Source organism: Streptomyces sp. NPDC002784, from assembly GCF_053592135.1.
Genome location: NZ_JBSFVD010000050.1, coordinates 1 through 16,996 on the forward strand (window position 1 = coordinate 1; position 16,996 = coordinate 16,996).

The 16,996-nt window shown below is 67.8% G+C and carries 15 protein-coding genes and 3 pseudogenes; 7 read left to right on the forward strand and 11 right to left on the reverse strand.

Annotated elements, in window-relative coordinates:
* Positions 1–155: 155 nt before the first annotated feature.
* On the reverse strand, positions 156–428 hold the full coding sequence (locus ACWD1Z_RS35015; RefSeq protein ID WP_389421643.1) for a hypothetical protein: 273 nt from the start codon (positions 426–428) through the stop codon (positions 156–158).
* A gap of 106 nt (positions 429–534) precedes the next feature.
* On the opposite strand from ACWD1Z_RS35015, the gene ACWD1Z_RS35020 reads away from it, so the two are divergent.
* The 5 genes from ACWD1Z_RS35020 (at position 535) to ACWD1Z_RS35040 (ending at position 3,534) form a co-directional block, all read left to right on the forward strand.
* Positions 535–846 carry a transposase gene (locus tag ACWD1Z_RS35020; protein ID WP_451124569.1) on the forward strand — a complete coding sequence of 104 codons (312 nt, stop codon included), beginning with the start codon at positions 535–537 and terminating at the stop codon, positions 844–846.
* Positions 843–971: a hypothetical protein gene (locus tag ACWD1Z_RS35025; RefSeq protein ID WP_389421641.1), complete on the forward strand. Its 129-nt coding sequence runs from the start codon at positions 843–845 to the stop codon at positions 969–971. The genes ACWD1Z_RS35020 and ACWD1Z_RS35025 overlap by 4 nt, the downstream gene beginning before the upstream one ends.
* Positions 972–974: 3 nt before the next feature.
* Positions 975–1,313 (forward strand): IS3 family transposase, encoded by a 339-nt coding sequence (locus tag ACWD1Z_RS35030; protein WP_451124571.1) that lies wholly within the window; start codon positions 975–977, stop codon positions 1,311–1,313.
* Positions 1,314–1,823: 510 nt separating this feature from the next.
* Positions 1,824–3,233 carry an IS110 family transposase gene (locus tag ACWD1Z_RS35035; protein ID WP_451124573.1) on the forward strand — a complete coding sequence of 470 codons (1,410 nt, stop codon included), beginning with the start codon at positions 1,824–1,826 and terminating at the stop codon, positions 3,231–3,233.
* 91 nt (positions 3,234–3,324) lie between these two features.
* Complete coding sequence (locus tag ACWD1Z_RS35040) at positions 3,325–3,534, forward strand: integrase core domain-containing protein (RefSeq protein ID WP_451124575.1); 210 nt, start codon at positions 3,325–3,327, stop codon at positions 3,532–3,534.
* A gap of 58 nt (positions 3,535–3,592) precedes the next feature.
* On the opposite strand, the pseudogene ACWD1Z_RS35045 reads toward ACWD1Z_RS35040, so the two are convergent.
* The 4 genes and pseudogenes from ACWD1Z_RS35045 to ACWD1Z_RS35060 form a co-directional block, all read right to left on the reverse strand.
* Positions 3,593–4,096: pseudogene (locus tag ACWD1Z_RS35045) on the reverse strand (transposase family protein); the annotation flags it as partial.
* A gap of 122 nt (positions 4,097–4,218) precedes the next feature.
* Entirely contained in the window at positions 4,219–5,481 is a 1,263-nt protein-coding gene (locus ACWD1Z_RS35050) for an amidohydrolase family protein (RefSeq protein ID WP_451124577.1), read from the reverse strand.
* Positions 5,482–5,516: 35 nt separating this feature from the next.
* Positions 5,517–6,101 (reverse strand): pyruvoyl-dependent arginine decarboxylase, encoded by a 585-nt coding sequence (locus ACWD1Z_RS35055; RefSeq protein WP_451124579.1) that lies wholly within the window; start codon positions 6,099–6,101, stop codon positions 5,517–5,519.
* A gap of 38 nt (positions 6,102–6,139) precedes the next feature.
* Complete coding sequence (locus tag ACWD1Z_RS35060) at positions 6,140–7,321, reverse strand: carboxylate-amine ligase (RefSeq protein ID WP_451124581.1); 1,182 nt, start codon at positions 7,319–7,321, stop codon at positions 6,140–6,142.
* Positions 7,322–7,732: 411 nt separating this feature from the next.
* Here ACWD1Z_RS35060 and ACWD1Z_RS35065 point away from each other — a divergent pair.
* Positions 7,733–7,891: pseudogene (locus tag ACWD1Z_RS35065) on the forward strand (IS701 family transposase); the annotation flags it as partial.
* Between the two features lie 100 nt (positions 7,892–7,991).
* Here the strand turns inward: ACWD1Z_RS35065 and ACWD1Z_RS35070 are convergent.
* From ACWD1Z_RS35070 to ACWD1Z_RS35085, 4 genes are all read right to left on the reverse strand, one after another.
* On the reverse strand, positions 7,992–8,465 hold the full coding sequence (locus ACWD1Z_RS35070) for a hypothetical protein (RefSeq protein WP_451124583.1): 474 nt from the start codon (positions 8,463–8,465) through the stop codon (positions 7,992–7,994).
* A gap of 162 nt (positions 8,466–8,627) precedes the next feature.
* The gene (locus ACWD1Z_RS35075; protein WP_451124585.1) at positions 8,628–9,542 is read right to left on the reverse strand and encodes an ATP-grasp domain-containing protein; all 915 of its coding nucleotides are present in this window, start codon (positions 9,540–9,542) and stop codon (positions 8,628–8,630) included.
* Positions 9,543–9,807: 265 nt separating this feature from the next.
* The gene (locus tag ACWD1Z_RS35080) at positions 9,808–11,184 is read right to left on the reverse strand and encodes a homoserine dehydrogenase (RefSeq protein ID WP_451124587.1); all 1,377 of its coding nucleotides are present in this window, start codon (positions 11,182–11,184) and stop codon (positions 9,808–9,810) included.
* Positions 11,181–12,440, reverse strand: a complete 1,260-nt coding sequence (locus ACWD1Z_RS35085) for an aspartate kinase (RefSeq protein WP_451124589.1) — start codon at positions 12,438–12,440, stop codon at positions 11,181–11,183. The genes ACWD1Z_RS35080 and ACWD1Z_RS35085 overlap by 4 nt, the downstream gene beginning before the upstream one ends.
* 1,049 nt (positions 12,441–13,489) lie before the next feature.
* Here ACWD1Z_RS35085 and ACWD1Z_RS35090 point away from each other — a divergent pair.
* Entirely contained in the window at positions 13,490–14,176 is a 687-nt protein-coding gene (locus ACWD1Z_RS35090) for a type 1 glutamine amidotransferase (protein ID WP_451124591.1), read from the forward strand.
* 38 nt (positions 14,177–14,214) lie between these two features.
* On the opposite strand, the gene ACWD1Z_RS35095 is transcribed toward ACWD1Z_RS35090, so the two are convergent.
* Positions 14,215–15,594, reverse strand: coding sequence for a glutamine synthetase family protein (locus tag ACWD1Z_RS35095; protein WP_451124593.1), 1,380 nt, complete (start codon positions 15,592–15,594; stop codon positions 14,215–14,217).
* 389 nt (positions 15,595–15,983) lie between these two features.
* Positions 15,984–16,996, reverse strand: a pseudogene (locus ACWD1Z_RS35100) (IS3 family transposase); the annotation flags it as partial.

Consider the following 16,996-nt stretch of genomic DNA (forward strand, 5'->3'; position numbering starts at 1 on the left):
GGCCGAGACCGAAGCACGACGCGCAGACCTGGCCACCACCCGGAAGATCATCGCCGAACGCATCCCACCCGGGACCGAGCCCGATCCGCCCGAGAAGGCGCGGCAGACCCTCTACGACCAGGCCATCGTCCCCTTCCGTGACATTTTTCAGCGTCTCAAGCACATCGATCCTGGAGCCCCCAGACCACCAGCGTCGGCATGGGAAGCTCGGGCAGCATCCGCAGGACGAGGTTCTTCTGCCCCAGCGGGCCGGCGGCGCTGCGCTGTGAGCGCAGGGTGGTCGCCAGCGCCCCGGGCGTGCCGGCCGCGGCCGTCTGGCTGGTCCACCACGCCGCGGGGATGCGCCAGGGCCGGCAGGACCCCATGAGCGCGACCGACGCCACCGTCAGGCTCGGGGCGAGAGGTACCAGCGGGGTCAGCCACGCCATCAGGTCACCCAAGGGGGTGGCGGCCTGTACCAGGTGAGCTGACCCCGGTTTCGTGGAGTCCCTGAAGCCAGGTTTGTGATCCTGGTCCGAAGGAGAACCACGAGCAGTGCCAGCACCACGTAGATACCCGGGCGAGCTGCGCGAGCGGGCCGTCCGCGAGGTCCGCACTACCGGCCGGCCGATCGCGCATGTCGCCAAGGACCTGGGCATCCACAAGGAAGCCCTGCGCGGCTGGGTCCGCCAGGTTGAGGCGGACGCCGGCGAACGCGACGACCGACTGACCATCGCCGAGCACGAGGAGCTGAAGCAACTCCGCAAAGAAGTAGCGGAGTTGAGGCGGGCGAATGAGACCCTCAAAGCCGCGAGCGCATTTTTTGCGGCCGAACTCGACCGTCCCTGGACGAGGCCGACCAGGTGATCGACCACCTCACGGACAAGGGTCTCGGGGTCGGGTTCGCCTGCCGGGTGCTGGGGCTGTCGGAGTCGGCGTACTACGCACGCAAGAAGCGGCCGAAGTCGGCCGGCCGACTGCGCGACGAGTAGCTGATGCCGCTGATCGAACAGATCCATGCTGAGTCCGGCGGCACCTATGGTGTTCGCCGGATCACCCGCGCGCTCAGGCGCAAGGGCATTCTCGTGGCACGCTGCACCGTCGAGCGGCTGATGCGTGAGCTGGGCCTGGAGGGCGTGATCCGCGGGAAACGTCGCCGCACCACGGTGCCGGAGCCGTCGGCACCCAGGCCGTCGGACCTGGTCGACCGCGACTTCACGGCCTCGCGGCCGGATCAGCTGTGGGTAGCGGACATGACGTATGTCCGCACCTGGTCCGGCTGGGCGTACGTGGCGTTCGTCCTGGACGTGTACTCGCGGATGATCGTCGGCTGACAGGTCGCGAACCACATGCGCACCGAACTCCCTTTGGGCGCACTGGAGATGGCACTGTGGAGACGGAGGATCAAGAAGGGCTCCGGCCTCATTCACCACAGCGACCGCGGGGCGCAATACGTATCAATTCGGTATACCGAGAGGCTGTCCGAGATCGGGGCTTCAGCCTCGGTCGGCTCGGTCGCGGACAGCTACGACTGTCATTCTCTACGTACCGGATCCCGCAAGGATCGGGTAGTCCCGGCCGCGAGGGTCTGACTCTTGCTTACGACCGACCCCGAGGGTGTCCTGGCGTTGATCTGTCGACCGTCCGGCCGGGCACGCAGCAAGCGCTGCCGCCGGACGGACGTGACCTCATAGGAGGAGGAGTCGACCGTTCACCTGCGGTGACGCCCCGCAGGCGTGAAAATCGGTACAGGGGCTGTCCGCCGACGCCGCTTGATGTTTGGGCTGTGAGCCCGCATAGGAGTCTGGTGAGGGAGCCGCCCGAGGGGGCCGCACACTGTCGCCTTGAGCACGCCGATCAGCTTCTCCGTTACCCCCTTTGGCTTCCCGGGCAGCCCCTGCCCGCACCAGTACGACAGGGGGTACGTCATGGAGGAGTTGAGAGAAGACCACGACGACGGAACGGTCGCCCGGGTCGCGTCGATCGACATCGGCAAGGCGTCCGGGATGATCTGCCTGCGCGTTCCGCACGACACCATCGAGGGCCGGCGCCTCCAGAAGGTCTGGACTGTCGCCTCGACCACGAACACAATCCTCGAGCTCGGCGACACACTGGTCTGCCAGGGTGTCGAGCGGGTGGTCATGGAAGCGACGGGCTCGTGCTGGCGTCCGTTCTTCTACCTGCTGGAGGCCCGCGGCCTGGACTGCTGGCTGGTGAACGCGCGTGACGTGAAGAACGTCCCCGGCCGCCCGAAGACGGACAAGCTGGATGCGGTCTGGCTGGCCAAGCTCGCCGAACGCGGCATGGTCCGTGCCTCGTTCGTCCCGCCGAAGCCGGTGAGGCAGTTGCGGGACTTCACCCGCACCCGCACCGTGTTCGTCCAGGAGCGCATCCGGCACAAGCACCGCGTCGACAAGGCCCTGCAGGACGCGCAGATCAAACTGTCCGGCGTCGTCTCCGATCTGTTCGGCATGTCAGGCCGGGCCATGCTCGACGCGATGGTCGCCGGAGAACGCAACCCGCGCACCCTGGCCGACCTCGCCAAGGGCAACCTGGTCAAGAAGAAGCCGGCTCTCATCGAGGCTCTCACCGGCCAGTTCGAGGACCATCACGCCCGGCTGTTAGATGTGCTGCTGGGCACCGTCGACTATCTCACCGCGCAGATCCGCGAACTCGACCGGCTGATCGCCCGCACCCTGGATGAGATCACCACCCCGGACGACGGCCCCTGCGGCGATACGTCCGGTGACACCGTAACCGCTCGCGTCCTGGCCGAGAAGCTGGACGCCGTCCCCGGCATCGGACCGGCCACCGCACAGATCATCCTCGCCGAGATCGGTGCGGACATGAGTCGCTTCCCCACCCCCGAACACCTCGTCTCGTGGGCCAAGTTGTGTCCGCGGACGATCCAGTCCGGGGCGAAGAACACGTCGGGTCCGGCCGGGCAGGGCAACCCCTGGCTCAAGGGAGCTCTCGGCGAGGCCGCCAACGCCGCCGCCCGCACCGACACCTTCCTCGGCGCCCGCTACCGGCGCATCGTCAAACGCCGCGGCCATGCCAAGGCCCTGGTCGCCGTCGCCCGCTCGATACTCGTCATCGCCTGGCACCTGATCAACGACCCGGGCGCCTCCTACCAGGAACTCGGCGCCGACTGGCACCGGCGTCATCTCGACCCCGCCCGCAGGACACGTGATCTCGTCCGCCAACTCCAGGCCCTTGGCCATCAGGTCGCCCTCACCCCGACATCAGCCTGACCGACCCGTCCCACCGACATCCGGTCCGCAAGCGGCCCGGATGCTGCCGCCTGCCCTCCCGAACAACGATTTTCCGATCAGCGTCAACGCGATGGCCGAGGCGCTGAACGGCGCCATCAAGGCCGAGCTGATCGAGATGCAAGGACCGTGGCGGGACGTTGACCAGGTCGAGCGGGCGATCTTCCAATGGGTCACCTGGTACAACGAGGAGCGTCGCCACTCCGCGCTCGACTACGTACCGCCCGCCGAGTATGAACGCGAGTGGTGGCGACAACAGGAAGCCACCCCGCAGTTTGCCTGAAGCAAGATCACCGGACTCTACGAAACCCGGGACAGCTCACTCCACACCGCCTCCCGCGGATGATCACGGTGTCATAGCGGTGGCGCCGGCGCAGCGCGAAGTCGTCGACGCCGATCGTGCGGGGCGTCCCCCCGGTGGGTAACGGGATGCGCAACAAGGTGCACAGGGCCGTGTGACGCGAGAGGCCCGCGGCGAGTATCGCCAGCAGCCGTGCCCGGGCCCGGCCCGCTAACTCCTTGACGACGGCCTTGACCTGCCTGGTCAGACGCGAGGTGCGGCGTTGATGTCGCTCCAGCACTCCGGGTATCTGCTCGCGGAAGGTCTGTTGGCAGCCGCGCGTGGGACATACCAGGCGCCGCACCCGCGCACGGACCACCACCCGACGGTCGTCCACCGGCACGTCGGCGACTGTCCGCCAGTGGTAGCCGTGCACCCGCTCCGTCGACGCCCCGCACACCGGACAGATCGCGGCCTCCTGTGGGGTTCGCGCCCGCACCACGATCCGCTCACCTTCGTCGGCCACATCCCCGATGACCAGCGGGAACAGGCCCGAAAACACCATCTGCACAAGCTCGTTGACGTCCTCCACATGAAGGTCAACGATCCTCACAACTCTCCGGCACCACCGAATGTGAGACAGGGCCGTTGACTAGACACTCTCTCTTCGGGACAGAGTCGAACGTCTTACAGTCCCTTGACTGGTTCGTACGTGTCCTCGGTCCGACCGGGATGTAGTCGGACATGGCCGTCCTGCATGACGAAGTCGACTTGGCCCATGAGGTCGATGTCGCGCAGTGGATCACCGGGCACGGCGACGAGGTCAGCGGTTCGTCCCGGCGCGATCCGGCCGAGGTCGGGTCGCTGCAAGAGCTCTGCTGCGTCTGCTGTGGCCGCACGCAGTGCGTGACGGGGAGTGAGGCCGTGGTCGACGAGGGTGGTGAACTCCCGCCAGTTCTCGGCATGGGGGAACATGCCGGCGTCCGTGCCGAAGGCGATACGCACCCCGCTGTCGGCGACGAGCGGGAAATGCCCGCGCAGTGTTGCGGCCTGCTCGGCGTAGGCGTCCCGCAGTGCCGGAGAGCGCTGCTGCCAGAAGGCATCGTCTTCCAGACGGTCCAGGTAGTACCGCTGTGCATAATGCGTGGGGACCAGGAAGATGTCGTGCTCTGCGATCAGGGCAAGGGTGTCCGGCCCGGTGAGACAGGCGTGCTCGATACTGCGCACGCCCGCCCGGACAGCTCGGCGTACGGCCTCGTCGGTGAAGGCGTGACAGGCCACGGGGAGCCCGCGGTCGGCTGCTGCCGCGGCGAGCAGCTCCATCTCGCGCTGTGTGTAGCTGACGTCGGTGACGGCGTCGCTGGGGGACGAGAAGCCGCCACCGGCGGCGAATTTGATCCAGTCCGCACCATCGCGATGTTGGGAACGGACGGTGCGCAGGATCTTCTCCTCGCCGTCCGCGAGGGTGCCGACCACCTGGTTGTAGCGCTCGGTGAGCGTGGGTTGCTTGTCTCCGTGGCCGCCGTGGGCACTGATGATGTTGGGCGCGACCAGCATGCGCGGCCCTGCCAGGTGGCCATCGGCCACCGCCCGTTTCAGGGACACGTTCAGGGGCTGGTCGGCGCTGCCGAGGTCTCGGATCGTGGTGAAACCGTTCAGGAGCAGGGCCTTGAGGACGGGGACGGCGCTGGCGACCTGGTAGCCGACGGGCTCGGTGTCCAGGGAGTCGTCAAGGACGTGCACGTGGCAGTCGATGAGCCCGGGGAGCAGGGTGTGGCCGGGCAACTCGATCACCAGACCGTCGGCACCGCTCGGCCTCAGCCGGCGGCCGACTTCAAAGATGCGGCCGTTACGGACGAGGACTTCGACGCCTTCGAGCGGTTGTTCGGCCGTACCGTCCCACAGACGCTCGGGACGCAGGATGGTGTCCGTGGCGGAAGGTGCTGGCATGGGAGTCCTCTCGGCGGGCGTGAACGGGGTGGCGGTTAGAAGAGGAATACGAGGGAGGTGACGATCTTGACGTAGTCCCCGTTGTCCGGGCCTACGGCTTCCACCGCGGCGGCGTGGACGGCGACGGACCTGCCGGAGATGAGGTAATGGTCTCTGTCCGGGCTATACATGGCATCCGTGTCGAAGTCGGCGTCACCCCACTCCAGGGCCATCGCGGCCAATGCCATCCGGACGGCTTTCTGCCGCGCCTGAGCGGCGTTCTTGCCAATGGCGTCCGCTTCATGCACTTCGGCTACGCAGCCCAGGCTTCCGTCCTCGGGGACTACCGCGCCCACGGCGGAGCCGATCTTCGTACCTGGTGTACTGGTCTCCGCGAGTGCCTGGATCGCGAAGACGATCTGGCCGTCGCGCAGCAGGCGGCCGCCCTGTGCGCGGTCGATGAGGGCGCAGTGCGGTGGTACGCGGCTGGATACCAGCACCCGGTTCGTCCTGCCGAGACCGGCGTCCATGTACATGAGGTCGTGAGCCTGCAGTTCGTACGGGTGCTGGCCGACACCGGTGGTGAAGTACATGTGAGTGGGGACGAGTGAGGGGCCGGACAGGGTGATGTCACTGCTCATGGGTCGGGTCTCCTAGGTGAATGGAAAGGATCGCTGCCTCAGGCTGTCGGCGCCGCCAAGTAATCGACCACGGCCTCCAGTCGGCCGGCGTTCTGCTCGGCGACGCGTCGCTGACGCGTCGCACCGTTTCCCGAGCGCCGGATACGGTCGAACCAGTGGCTGACCGCACTGGCGTCACCGAAGCGCTCCAGGTGCGGCTCCACTCGCGCCCAGAGATCGTCGACCAGTTCGAAGGCGGGGAGCGTGGGACAACCATCTCTGTGCGTGCCGGCGAGGGTGTCGTCCACGCCGTATCGAGCCGCACGCCAACAGGCGGCCCGGAGGAGCATGTCGGGAACGTCCGGGGTGGGTGCTCCGTCCCGCACCCTGGTGAGCGCGTCGGCGACGAGCCCGCGTACGGCCAGGGCGTAGGCGACCGTGTCGGCGGCTTGGGGCAGCACGTCCGCGATACGGACCTCGACGGTGGGCACATGCCGAGACGGCCGCACCTGCCAGTAGAGCATCGCCGGGTCGAGAACCGCCCCGCTGCTGACGAGCTGGTCGACCAGGGTCTCGTACTGGGCTGCCGATTGAAGCAGCGGTGGTGGGCCGGCACAGGGCCAGCGGTCCCAGACCATCGAGCGCCAGCTGGCGTATCCGGTGTCGACGCCGTTACAGAACGGTGAGTTGGCCGTGAGCGCGAGCAGGAGCGGCATCCAGGGGCGCAGGTGCCCGACCGTGCGGATGGCCTCGCCGGGGTCCGGCACGCCTACATGCACATGGCATGCATTGACGCACTGATCTGTTACCAGCTGTTTGAATCTTCGTGCGATCCGGTGATAGCGGGGCTGGTCGAGAATCGGCAACGGCCCGGGATTGCCAAGTACGGGGCTGCCACTGGCCACGAGCAGACAGCCCTGTTCACGGGCAGCGGAGGCGGCAGCGCACCGCAGCCGCGTCGTCTCACGATGCAGTTCCTCTGCGGTGCTGCACACGGCGCCCACGTTCTCCACTTGCGCCTGCGCCATTTCGGCAGCCACGTGGTCGGCCCCCACCCGGCTCCTCGTCGCGACAAGGACGCCTGACGCCTTGCGCACCGCCATGCGGGTGCGACCATCGGCCAGGACGAACTCCTCCTCGACACCGAGTGTGGGCGCTGCCTGCGCCGATGGGCTTCCGGTTCCTCCGGAGGCGCTACGGACGTCAACGGTCGGGGCCACCAGGTCAGGATCTTCGGGCATAACTCGCTCTTCCGATCATGCCGACGGGATCTGGGGGCGTCCCGTCGGCTGCAACCACGGGTATCCCAGTCACCGGTGGCTATGGGTGGCGCAGGAAGCACTCGATTCCTCCCGTATTGCGCCCGGCGCATCCTGGGGCCTGTGTGATGTTGTGATCAATCAGTCGTCTTCAGTAAGTCGTTGATCCAGATCATGGAGGCGCGGAGGTGGAGCCCGGCGAGGTAGCTCTCGGGTGTCTTACCGTATCGAGTTGCGATACCCGCCAAACTTTCAGATTGTTGATCAGGCGCTCGACGGTATTCCGTTCCCCTACCGGTAGTTCGTTAAATCCGGCCGGTGGTGGGGATTGACGACGGGTCGGGTTGGTCGTAGGCCGGTTATAGGGGCCAACTGCCGTGCTGGGGGCTGAAGATGACTGCTCGCCGTCCGTGTCCGCCCGCGCCGGGACCGCTGGAGGACTACGCGGCTCGGTTCGACGGCCTCTTCTTCAGCCTGGCCCAGCGGCGGGGGTTTCGTGAGTATCTGACCGGGCTGCTGGCGCCGCGGGAGCGGAACAAGACGATCACCTGTCGGCGTACTCTCCCTTCGGGCTGAGACCGCACCGGCGGGTACGGCCTCAGGAATTCGGTTGCGGATTCCGGTGTGGTCCGACGTGGGGTTTCCTACTGGTTCAGACGAAGTGGACCCGCATGGAATCCATGCCGGAAATCGGTACATAGCAGTAGCGCGTCTCGTTCACGGAGACGAGCGGTAGGCCTTCGCGTTCGGCCAGTAGCGCCGCGTGGCAGGAGCTCAGTACCTCGGATCCCATGATGTGCTGGGCGATGCAGTGCTCGTACAGCTTTCCTGCCGTCAGTGCGAACTCGGCGGAAGGCTGAATTGTCTCGACGCCGCAGCTGGCGTGGAAGTCCCGTAGCGTCTCGAACGCACGGGTTCCCTCGTCGGTAACGCATTCGGTGTCCCAGCACTTCCTCATGGCGCAGCAGTCGGAGAAGGCCACCATAGGTGTGAGGAGGCGCAGCGTGCCGTTCAGCGCCAGCCTGTTCAGCGTGGCGGCTTCTACGGTGTGGCAGTTGACGATGTGGTACAGGCCGCCCGAGTCGACAACTGCGGCGCCTTGAGGGAATGCCGACGGGTTTCTCATTGATCTTGCTCCAGTGTCGTCAGATGTCCCGGGATCGATAGCTTTGTGCAACGTTTCGATTATCCTGGACTGGTCGGGGGAAAGGTGCGTTCACTGAAGAGGGTCGGCCTTCCCGCCCTTCCAGTTGCTGTGCCCGGGCGGCAGGCTGGCTTCTTGTGACGGTCAGGCCATGGCGCGGAGTGCCCGGGATACGACGCGGGCGAGTGAGTGCGCGCCGTTTGGGGAGTGGTTGAGGAAGAGGAATGGTTCTGCCAGTTCGAGTTCGGTCACGCAGGGCCTTCCGGTGGCGTCGGGGATCAGGTCGATGCGCGCGTAGACCAGGTCCGCGGCATGTCCTGGGACGGCGGCGAGTGCGCTCTCAGCCACTTTGAGCTGGTCATCCGACGGTTGGTGGGTCTGGATGGGGCCTACGTCGTCTCCGCCGGGGACCATCAGGTCGGGCACCTGGGTTTCCGGGCCGAGGTAGGAGCCACTTCTGCGGATGGCATGGCTGAAGGTGCCGCCGATGTACATGAGGGAGGTCTCACCCTCGTCCTCGACGGACTCCATGTAGGGCTGGATAAGGACGTGGTCTCCGCGGCGTGCGAGGGATGCTGCGTACGCGCGGGCGCGGGCGCGGTCCCCGGTACGAAGGCAGTGGCGTCCGCCGGCGCCGATGGAAGGCTTGACCACCACGTCTTGGGGTCCGTCCGGGATGGCGCTGCCGGCCTCGATGTCGGTCAGGCCGGGGTCGGCGGTTAGCCAGTTCGTCGGGACTACCGGCACGCCCTGCTCCTGGAGTGTCCGCAGGTATTGCTTGTCGGTGTTCCATTCCAGAACGGCGAGCGGGTTCATGAGGAGGCATTCTCGGTCGGCGGTGCGCATCCGTTGCAGGAAGTCTTCCCTGTAGGCGGGGTAGTCCCACGCGCTGCGCAGGAGTGCGACGCGGTGGTCCGCCCAGTCGACGTCGTCGTCCGACCAGCGGACGGCTTTCGCGGTGAGTCCTTCACCCTGGAGTGCCTGCAAGACGGCCAGGCGGTCAGGATCGTCCCCGTCGTAGGTGATGTAGGCGACGTCGAAGGTGTGACGGGTGTTCATGAGTGCCTTTCCTTGGCTCCGCGGAGGTCACTTTTTGGATCAGCAACCTGCTGGGGAGGGTGCCGTGATGCGGGTGTAGCGATTGCGGCGGCTGGTCATGCCCGGTGGGTCGGCGCGGCGTCGTTGTGCGGGAGTGGTTTTCGCTCTCCTGTACAGGCTGGGGCTGTGGTCCCGGGGTGACCGCGCTGTCCGCAGCGCACTTGTGCTGTCTGCGGCTCCGGACGGGGCGGGTGTCAAGGGAGGGCGCGATTCGTCGGGCCGGGATTCAGATCGGGGTGGGGCCGGGGGAGGCAGAGGGCGAAGGTCGCTGGTCCTCATGGGCGTCAAGCAGCGGCAGGGAGCGGGGCGCGGCACTGACCGAGGGCAGTGCTGCGAGTTCGGCCAGTGTCTGCCGCAGTGTCGTTTCTTCGGTATTCGCGGTCAGGATCAACAGTGCCTGGATGCCAGGGGTCATGCGTATGGAGGTCACACCGATGTTCGCTCGGGCCAGCACCGCGCTCACTTCGGCCTCTGCCGTGGGGTCTTGGACCGGTATCCGCAGGTGGTAGCGGCTTCGCAGTCCTGGGTCGGCGGGGGTGCCGGTCGGCCGGGGCGGTGTTCGCTGCGCGATGGGGCCGCTCGGGCGGCGGCCTTGTAGCCGTCGGCGGGCGGCGGTCACCAGGTCGCCGAGGACGGGGCCGGAGGTGGGGACGCCGCCCGCGCCTGCTCCTGTGAACAGCAGGGGTCCGGAGGCGCGGGCTTCTACCAATACGGCGTTGTCGGCTCCTGTGACGCCTGCCAGAGGGTGTCGGCGGGCCACCATGGTCGGCCGAACCCGGGCCCGTACCTGTGTACTGCCCTGTGCTTTGCCGGCCCGCTCCAGCATGGCCACCAGTTTCACGACGCGACCGCAAGCCCGGGCGTCTGCGATGTCCTGCGCTGTCACGCCGGTGATCCCCTCCCGGTGGACCTGTGCGGGGTCGGGCCAGGAGTGGAAGGCGAGTGAGGCGAGGATGATCGCCTTGGCCGCCGCGTCCGTTCCCTCGACGTCAGCCGAGGGGTCGGCCTCGGCGTAACCGCGGTCGATCGCCTCGCTCAGGGCTGCGCCGTAGCCGCCGCCGGTGCGGGTCATCTGGTCGAGAATGTAGTTGGTGGTGCCGTTGAGGATGCCGGTGATCCGGTCGATGCGGTCCCCGCACAGGCAGTCGCGCAGCGGGCCGAGGACGGGGACGGCTGCCGCCACGGCCGCTTCGTAGAGCAGGTCCACACCGTGGCGTGCGGCCGTCGTGTGGAGCTGTGGGCCGTGTGCTGCCAGCAGCGCCTTGTTGGCGCTCACGACGGACGCCCCGCGCTCCATGGCTGTGACGGTCAGGGAGCGGGCGGGTTCCAGGCCGCCGAGCAGTTCGATGACGATGTCGACGTCGCCGCGTTCGACCAAGGCCCGGGCGTCGTCGGTCCACAGGCCCGGATCGACGTCCAGTCCCCTGTCCTGCTTCGGGTGGCGCACCGCGATGCCCACCAGTTCCATGGGCGCGCCGACGCGTTCGGCCAGCTCCGCGCGGGCGGCGTGCATCCGGCGTACCACTTCGGTGCCCACCGAGCCGCAGCCCAGGACAGCCACCTTGAGGGCCGGGGGCTTGGCGCCGGCCGTCGGGGCGTTCACCGGCTCGCCCCCGCTTCGACGATCGCGTCGGTGTCGGCGTCCAGGCCGAAGTCGCGGTGGAGCGCTCGCAGCGCCTCGTCGAGGCGGTCTGCGGGGCACAGGAGTGCGACGCGCAGTTCGGAGGCTGCGATCGGCCCGAAGTCGATGCCGGCTTCGGTGAGTGTGCGGCACAGGCGGGCGACCACACCGGTCCGGCCGCCGCCGCTGATCCCCGCTCCCACGAGTGCGATCTGGCTCACGGTGAGATCACAGCCGACGTGGGTGTCGCCGCTGTTCACCCACTGCTGCCTCAGCAGCCCCGTGGCCCGTGGCCCGTCGGATGCCGGCACGGTGAACTCCAGAGTGCGGCCTGCCGGCGCACCGGAGCTCTGCACCATGTCGATCGGGATTCCGGCCTCGGCGAGGACTTCGAACAAGCTGGTCGTCGCCCTGGCGTCCGCCGGAAGCCCACAGACAGTGATCTGCGCCACCGACCTGAGGTGGGCCACTCCCGTGACACAAGAGCCTTCCATGGGACCGTCCTCCAGCGCATTCGATACAAGCGTTCCCGGACGGTCCGTGAACGAGGAGCGGACATAAACGTCGACGCCGTGGCGGTGGGCGTACTCCACACAGCGCGGCATCAGGACTTTCGCCCCGGCAGCGGCCATCTCCAGCATCTCTACGGTGCTCAGGGCTTCCAGGCGGCGGGCGCGGGGGACCACGCGCGGATCGGCGGTGAACACCCCTTCGACGTCTGTGTATATCTCGCACATGTCGGCGCGCATCGCGGCGGCCAGGGCCACTGCGGTGACGTCCGATCCGCCGCGTCCCAACGTCGTGAGGTCTCCGCTCTCCGGGCAGACTCCCTGGAAGCCGCTGACGAAGGGAACAGCACCCTCATCGAGGACCTCGCGCACCCGGGCCGGATCGACGGCCGTGATGCGCGCCGAGCCGTGGCGCCCGTCGGTGTGGATTCCGGCCTGTGCCCCCGACAGCGACCTGGCGGTACCGCCCAGGTTGTGGACCGCCATGGCCACCAGCGCGTTGGAGATCCTTTCACCAGAGGTGAGCAGCATGTCCATCTCCCGGGCGGGGCAGTCGCTGCTGACCTTCCGCGCCAGGCCGATCAGTTCGTCGCTGGTGTCGCCCATGGCCGAGCAGACAACGACGACGTCATGGCCGGCGCGGCGGGTGGTGAGGACGTGTTCGGCGACCGCTCTGATGCGGTCCGCGCCCTGGAGCGAGGACCCTCCGTATTTCTGGACGACCAACATGGCTCTGATTTCCTCCGAAAACATCGTGGTGCTCAACCGCGAGCCGGGTGTGCGGTTCCTTATAGGTGGCGCGGTCAGGCGCGTTGTCCAAGCGCCGGCCGGAGAGGAGGCCGCCGCACCAAGCCGCCGCGGGGCAGCGGCTCGTCGTCGCGGTGGTTGGTCCGCGTAGCGGTGGAGTCGGTGAGCGGTGGTTTCGATGGCGGATTCCCCGACGACGTCCCCTTCACCGCGGTCTCATCCATCGACTTCCCGCGCACCAGATACTCACGCAGGGCGCACGAGTTGTAACTGTGTGCAAGGGAGCACGCCCGCGTGGGACTCTCATCTGTCCGAGGGAAATGCGCTACGGCGCACCGCCACGCGATTCCGAGCGCCCCTTCGCCCAGGCCCCGGAGGTGGCACGTCACGATCGTTCGACCCGGCCAGACTGCAGCATCACGGGGCTGGCGCTCACTTCAGGACCTGCCCGTGAGGGACGTTCCCAGCAAGGGGCCGGCGGAAGTGGGGACGTGCCGCCGTGACCTCCTCCCATGAAGCGGCAGGCGGGTGCGCGATTCATGGGGTGCTGGTCAGAGCGAGGCCGGCAGGCGCCACGGTGACCTTCACTCATCCGCCGAGGGCGATCCGGCACCGCGCCGTCCTGCCGTGCGTGTCCCCGTCCCAGTGCGATCGGGCTTGCCGCTTCGTTCTTCCCGGCCGGCACCTCTGTAGGTGCTTGCCGCGCCGGTTACGCCGTACAGAGGCGCGCAAGGCATGCCGCCGCCCGCCGGCGTGTTCTCTCCAGTTGGGGCAGAAGACGCCCAGGTCACGCCGGGATTCCGTCCGCGCCAGCCCTGGCCATGACAGTCTCCCGTTCGGGTGGGGCGTCGAGCGCGTGACCGAGGTGCTCCCCAGAGCTGAAAGCGGCGCCCGGTGGGTATGTATCAGTGCCGGAGCCGGTTATAGGGCTCCCCAGCTCTCACTGTGCCGCCGTCAGACATGGGCGGTCCCCGACCCTGCCCGCCGCCGGTTGTTCCGCCGGTTGTTCTCTCCCCTCTGCGAGGTGTGCTGTGCCGGTCCTGGCTGTCGCCGATGAGGAACTGGACGCTCTCGGATACCTGACTGAGTGCTTCGAGGCCCACGACCTGGGTGAGGTGCGCATGTGCCACCGTGCGCGGTCCAGGCCGTGGCCGGTCCTGGAACTCCTGCAGGGGGTTGATTTGGTGGTCTCTCTGGGGTCGCTGTCCTCAGTGCGGGAGGAGTCGACCCAAGAGGCCCGGACGCAGGAACATCGCGTCTACGAGACCGCGATCGAGCGCGGGATTCCGGTCCTCGCCATCTGTTACGGGGCGCAGGTCCTGAGCCAGGTGCTGGGAGCGCCTTCCCGTGAGGCGCCGAGCCCGGAGATCGGCTGGGTGGAGGTTGACAGCACGGACTGCGCAACGCTGCCGACGGGGCCGTGGCTGGACTGGCACGAGGACCTGCTGGCTGTCCCCGTAGGCGCCACCCTGCTGGCCCGCACCTCGATGGCCCCGCAGGTGTACGCGCACGGCCGTTGTCTGGCGGTGCAGTTCCATCCGGAGGTGACCCCGGAGGAACTGGAGCGCCGGGTGGCGATGAACCGTGACGCGCTGGAGCAGCAGGGGGTCGACACCGAAGCCTTGACGGCTCAGGCGCACTGGCAGGGCGAACGTTCACGGGCCATGACACGGCGGCTTTTCGACGGTTTCTGGTCCGGCGTCGCGGCCAGCCGATGACGCGCCCGTCCAGGACCGGCTCCTGGACCGGCCTTGTTTCAGAAGAACTCGAAGTACTCCCTCATCTCCCAGTCCTCCGCCGCGGCCTTGTCACCGGCGGTTCCCGCACCATCTGCGCCGGCCGCCCGGATCGCCTCCTGCCTCCGGGCGATCTCGCAACGGCGCATTTTCACGTAGGAGGAGACGAACCGGTCCCCGAACTCGCTGCGGTAGAAGTCCGACTTCTCCAGCGCGGACACGGCCTCGGCCAGGGTGCCGGGCAGGAGCCGGTCCCCACCCGCGTAGGGGTCGGATGTCTCCGCCGGCGGCGGCTGGAGGCTGCGGGCCATGCCGTCCCGGCCGGCGGCGAGGTCGGCGGCCATGTAGAGGTAGGGGTTCGCGCAGGGCTCACCCAGCCGGTTCTCTATGTGCGTGCCGGTGTCTCTCGGGCCGCCGACGACGCGGATGGCGGAGCCCCGATTGTCCACCGACCAGCCGATGCGCCACGGCGCGAAGGAATAGGGACGATAGCGCCCGTAGCCGTTGGCCGTCGGGGTGGCGAACGCGGTCAGCGCGGCTGCGTGCCGGAGCTGTCCGGCGATGTAGTGCAGGCCCTTTTGCGAGGGCACGCGGTGCTCGTCTGCGAAGACGTTGTCGCCCTCGCGGGTCATGAGCGAGGAGTGCAGGTGCCACCCGGAGGGAAAGGAGTGCGGCAGGTGCGGGGTGCTCATGAACGAGGCAAGAAACCCGTGCCGGGCGCAGACCTGCTTGACCGTGGAGCGGAAAACGACCATCGCGTCTGCGGCGGTGAGGCCCTCCATGGGGCTGAAAGTGAACTCGAACTGCCCCGGGCCCCACTCGTCCTCCATGGTCCGAGGCGGCAGTCCCACCTCCCACAGGGCATCCCGCAAAGGACCCAGTACGGCGTGCGCAAAGTCGAGGCGCGTCTCGGAGAGGAACTGGTAGCCGTGGGCTGTCGCGGACACCTGGGGCAGGGGCGGCGGGTGGCCGAGATCATCCAGGGCAATACGCTGGGCATCGCGCCGTACGACCACGAACTCCACCTCGAGACCCGCGACATAGCGCAGGCCGTCCCGGGCGAGGACGTCCAACTGCCGGCGGAACAGACCCCGGCCGCACAGCGGATTGGGCAGGCCGGAGGGAAAATAGGTGTCACACAGTATCCACCCGGTACGGTCGGCCCAGGGAAGGACGCGGAAGGTGGCGGGGTCGGGCACGGCGACGACGTCGGGGAAACCGGTCATCCCCGGCAGGACCAGATCGGCATCCTGTCCAAATCCGCCGGTGAAGACGGTGTTGCCGGTGTCCATCTGGTAGATGGCGCTGGAGAAATTCAGCCCCCGCGCGAGGGCAGCTTCAGCCGCCGGTGCGGACAGGAACTTGGCCCGGGGGATGCCGTGCTGGTCAACGACGACCATTCGGACCGTACGCAGACCCAGCTCGCGTATTCGAGTGATTGCGTGATCAACGGCTTCGCGTCGTTCGGAGCTGTCAAGACCATGGTCCTGGACGAAACCGCGGCGCCCGATCCCCAAGTCTTCCGCTCGCGCACTGGACCCGGAACTGGAACTGGAGCAGGCCATCCGGAACTCCCCACTCCCCCGATCGGCAGCTTTACCAGCGTTTGTTCCCCTTTTAGTCACAGTTCATACCCACCGCCATCCGGTCCGGCGCTCCTGCCTCCGCGCAGAGACAGAGCTGCGCAGTCGGTCGACTGCCGGAAGCCGGCAGCCACAGGGAACGTCGGCCGTGGTCAGGGTTCGCACTAGCCGGAAGGGGGGCCTTGACCCCGAATCCTGAACACGGGTTATGCGGCTGGTGCCAGCGTAGTTGGTGTGTGGTGGAGGGTGTTCTCGAAGGCGATCGGTGATCGTTGTCCGAGGCGGGAGTGTCGGCGTCGGGTGTTGTAGCGGTGGAGCCATCTGAAGGCGTCGAGGCGGGCCTCGCGCTCGGTTGGCCAGCTCTTTCGTCCTTGCAGGGTTTCGCGTTTGAAGGTCGCGTTGAAGGACTCGGCGAGTGCGTTGTCAGCGCTGGACCCGACCGCGCTCATGCTTCGCCGGACCCCTGCTGACCTGCAGGCTTCAGCGAAGGCCCTGCTCGTGTACTGGGCTCCGTGGTCGGTGTGCATGATCGATCCGGCGAGGCTGCCGCGGGTGCGGATCGCCGCGGCCAGGGCGTCGGTCACCAGGTCCGCGCGCATGTGGTCGGCGATCGCCCATCCGGCCAGACGGCGCGATGCGAGGTCGATGACGGTCGCCAGGTAGCAGAACTTCCCGCCGTCGATGGGCAGGTAGGTGATGTCGCCGACGTACTTCGCGTTCGGCTTGTCCGCGGTGAAGTCGCGGCCGATCAGGTCCGGGGCCTTGGCCGCGGCCGGGTCGGGGACGGTGGTGCGGTGTCGGCGGCGCAACCGGACCCCTTCGATCCCGGAGGCCCGCATGATCCTCGCGACCCGCTTGTGGTTGACCGCCTCACCGCTGGTCTCGCGGAGCTCGGCGGTGATCCTCGGGGCTCCATAGGTGCCGTCCGATTCCTGGTGCACGGCCCGTATCCGGGCGGCCAGGCGGGCGTCGGCCGCCTGCCGGGCGGCCCGGTCCGCAGCTGTCCGGCGCCAGTAGTAGAAGCTCGAGCGGGCGACGCCGAGGATGCTGCACAGCCGCTTCACGCCGTAGCGGCGGTGGTGGTCGGCGACGAACTGGAAGCGGTTCACCAGCGCGTCTCCCCAGCGAAATACTTCGCCGCTCGGCGCAGAATCTCGCGTTCCTCCTCCAGTTCGCGGACCTTCTCCCGCAAGGCTGCGTTCTCCGCCTCCAGCGGGGC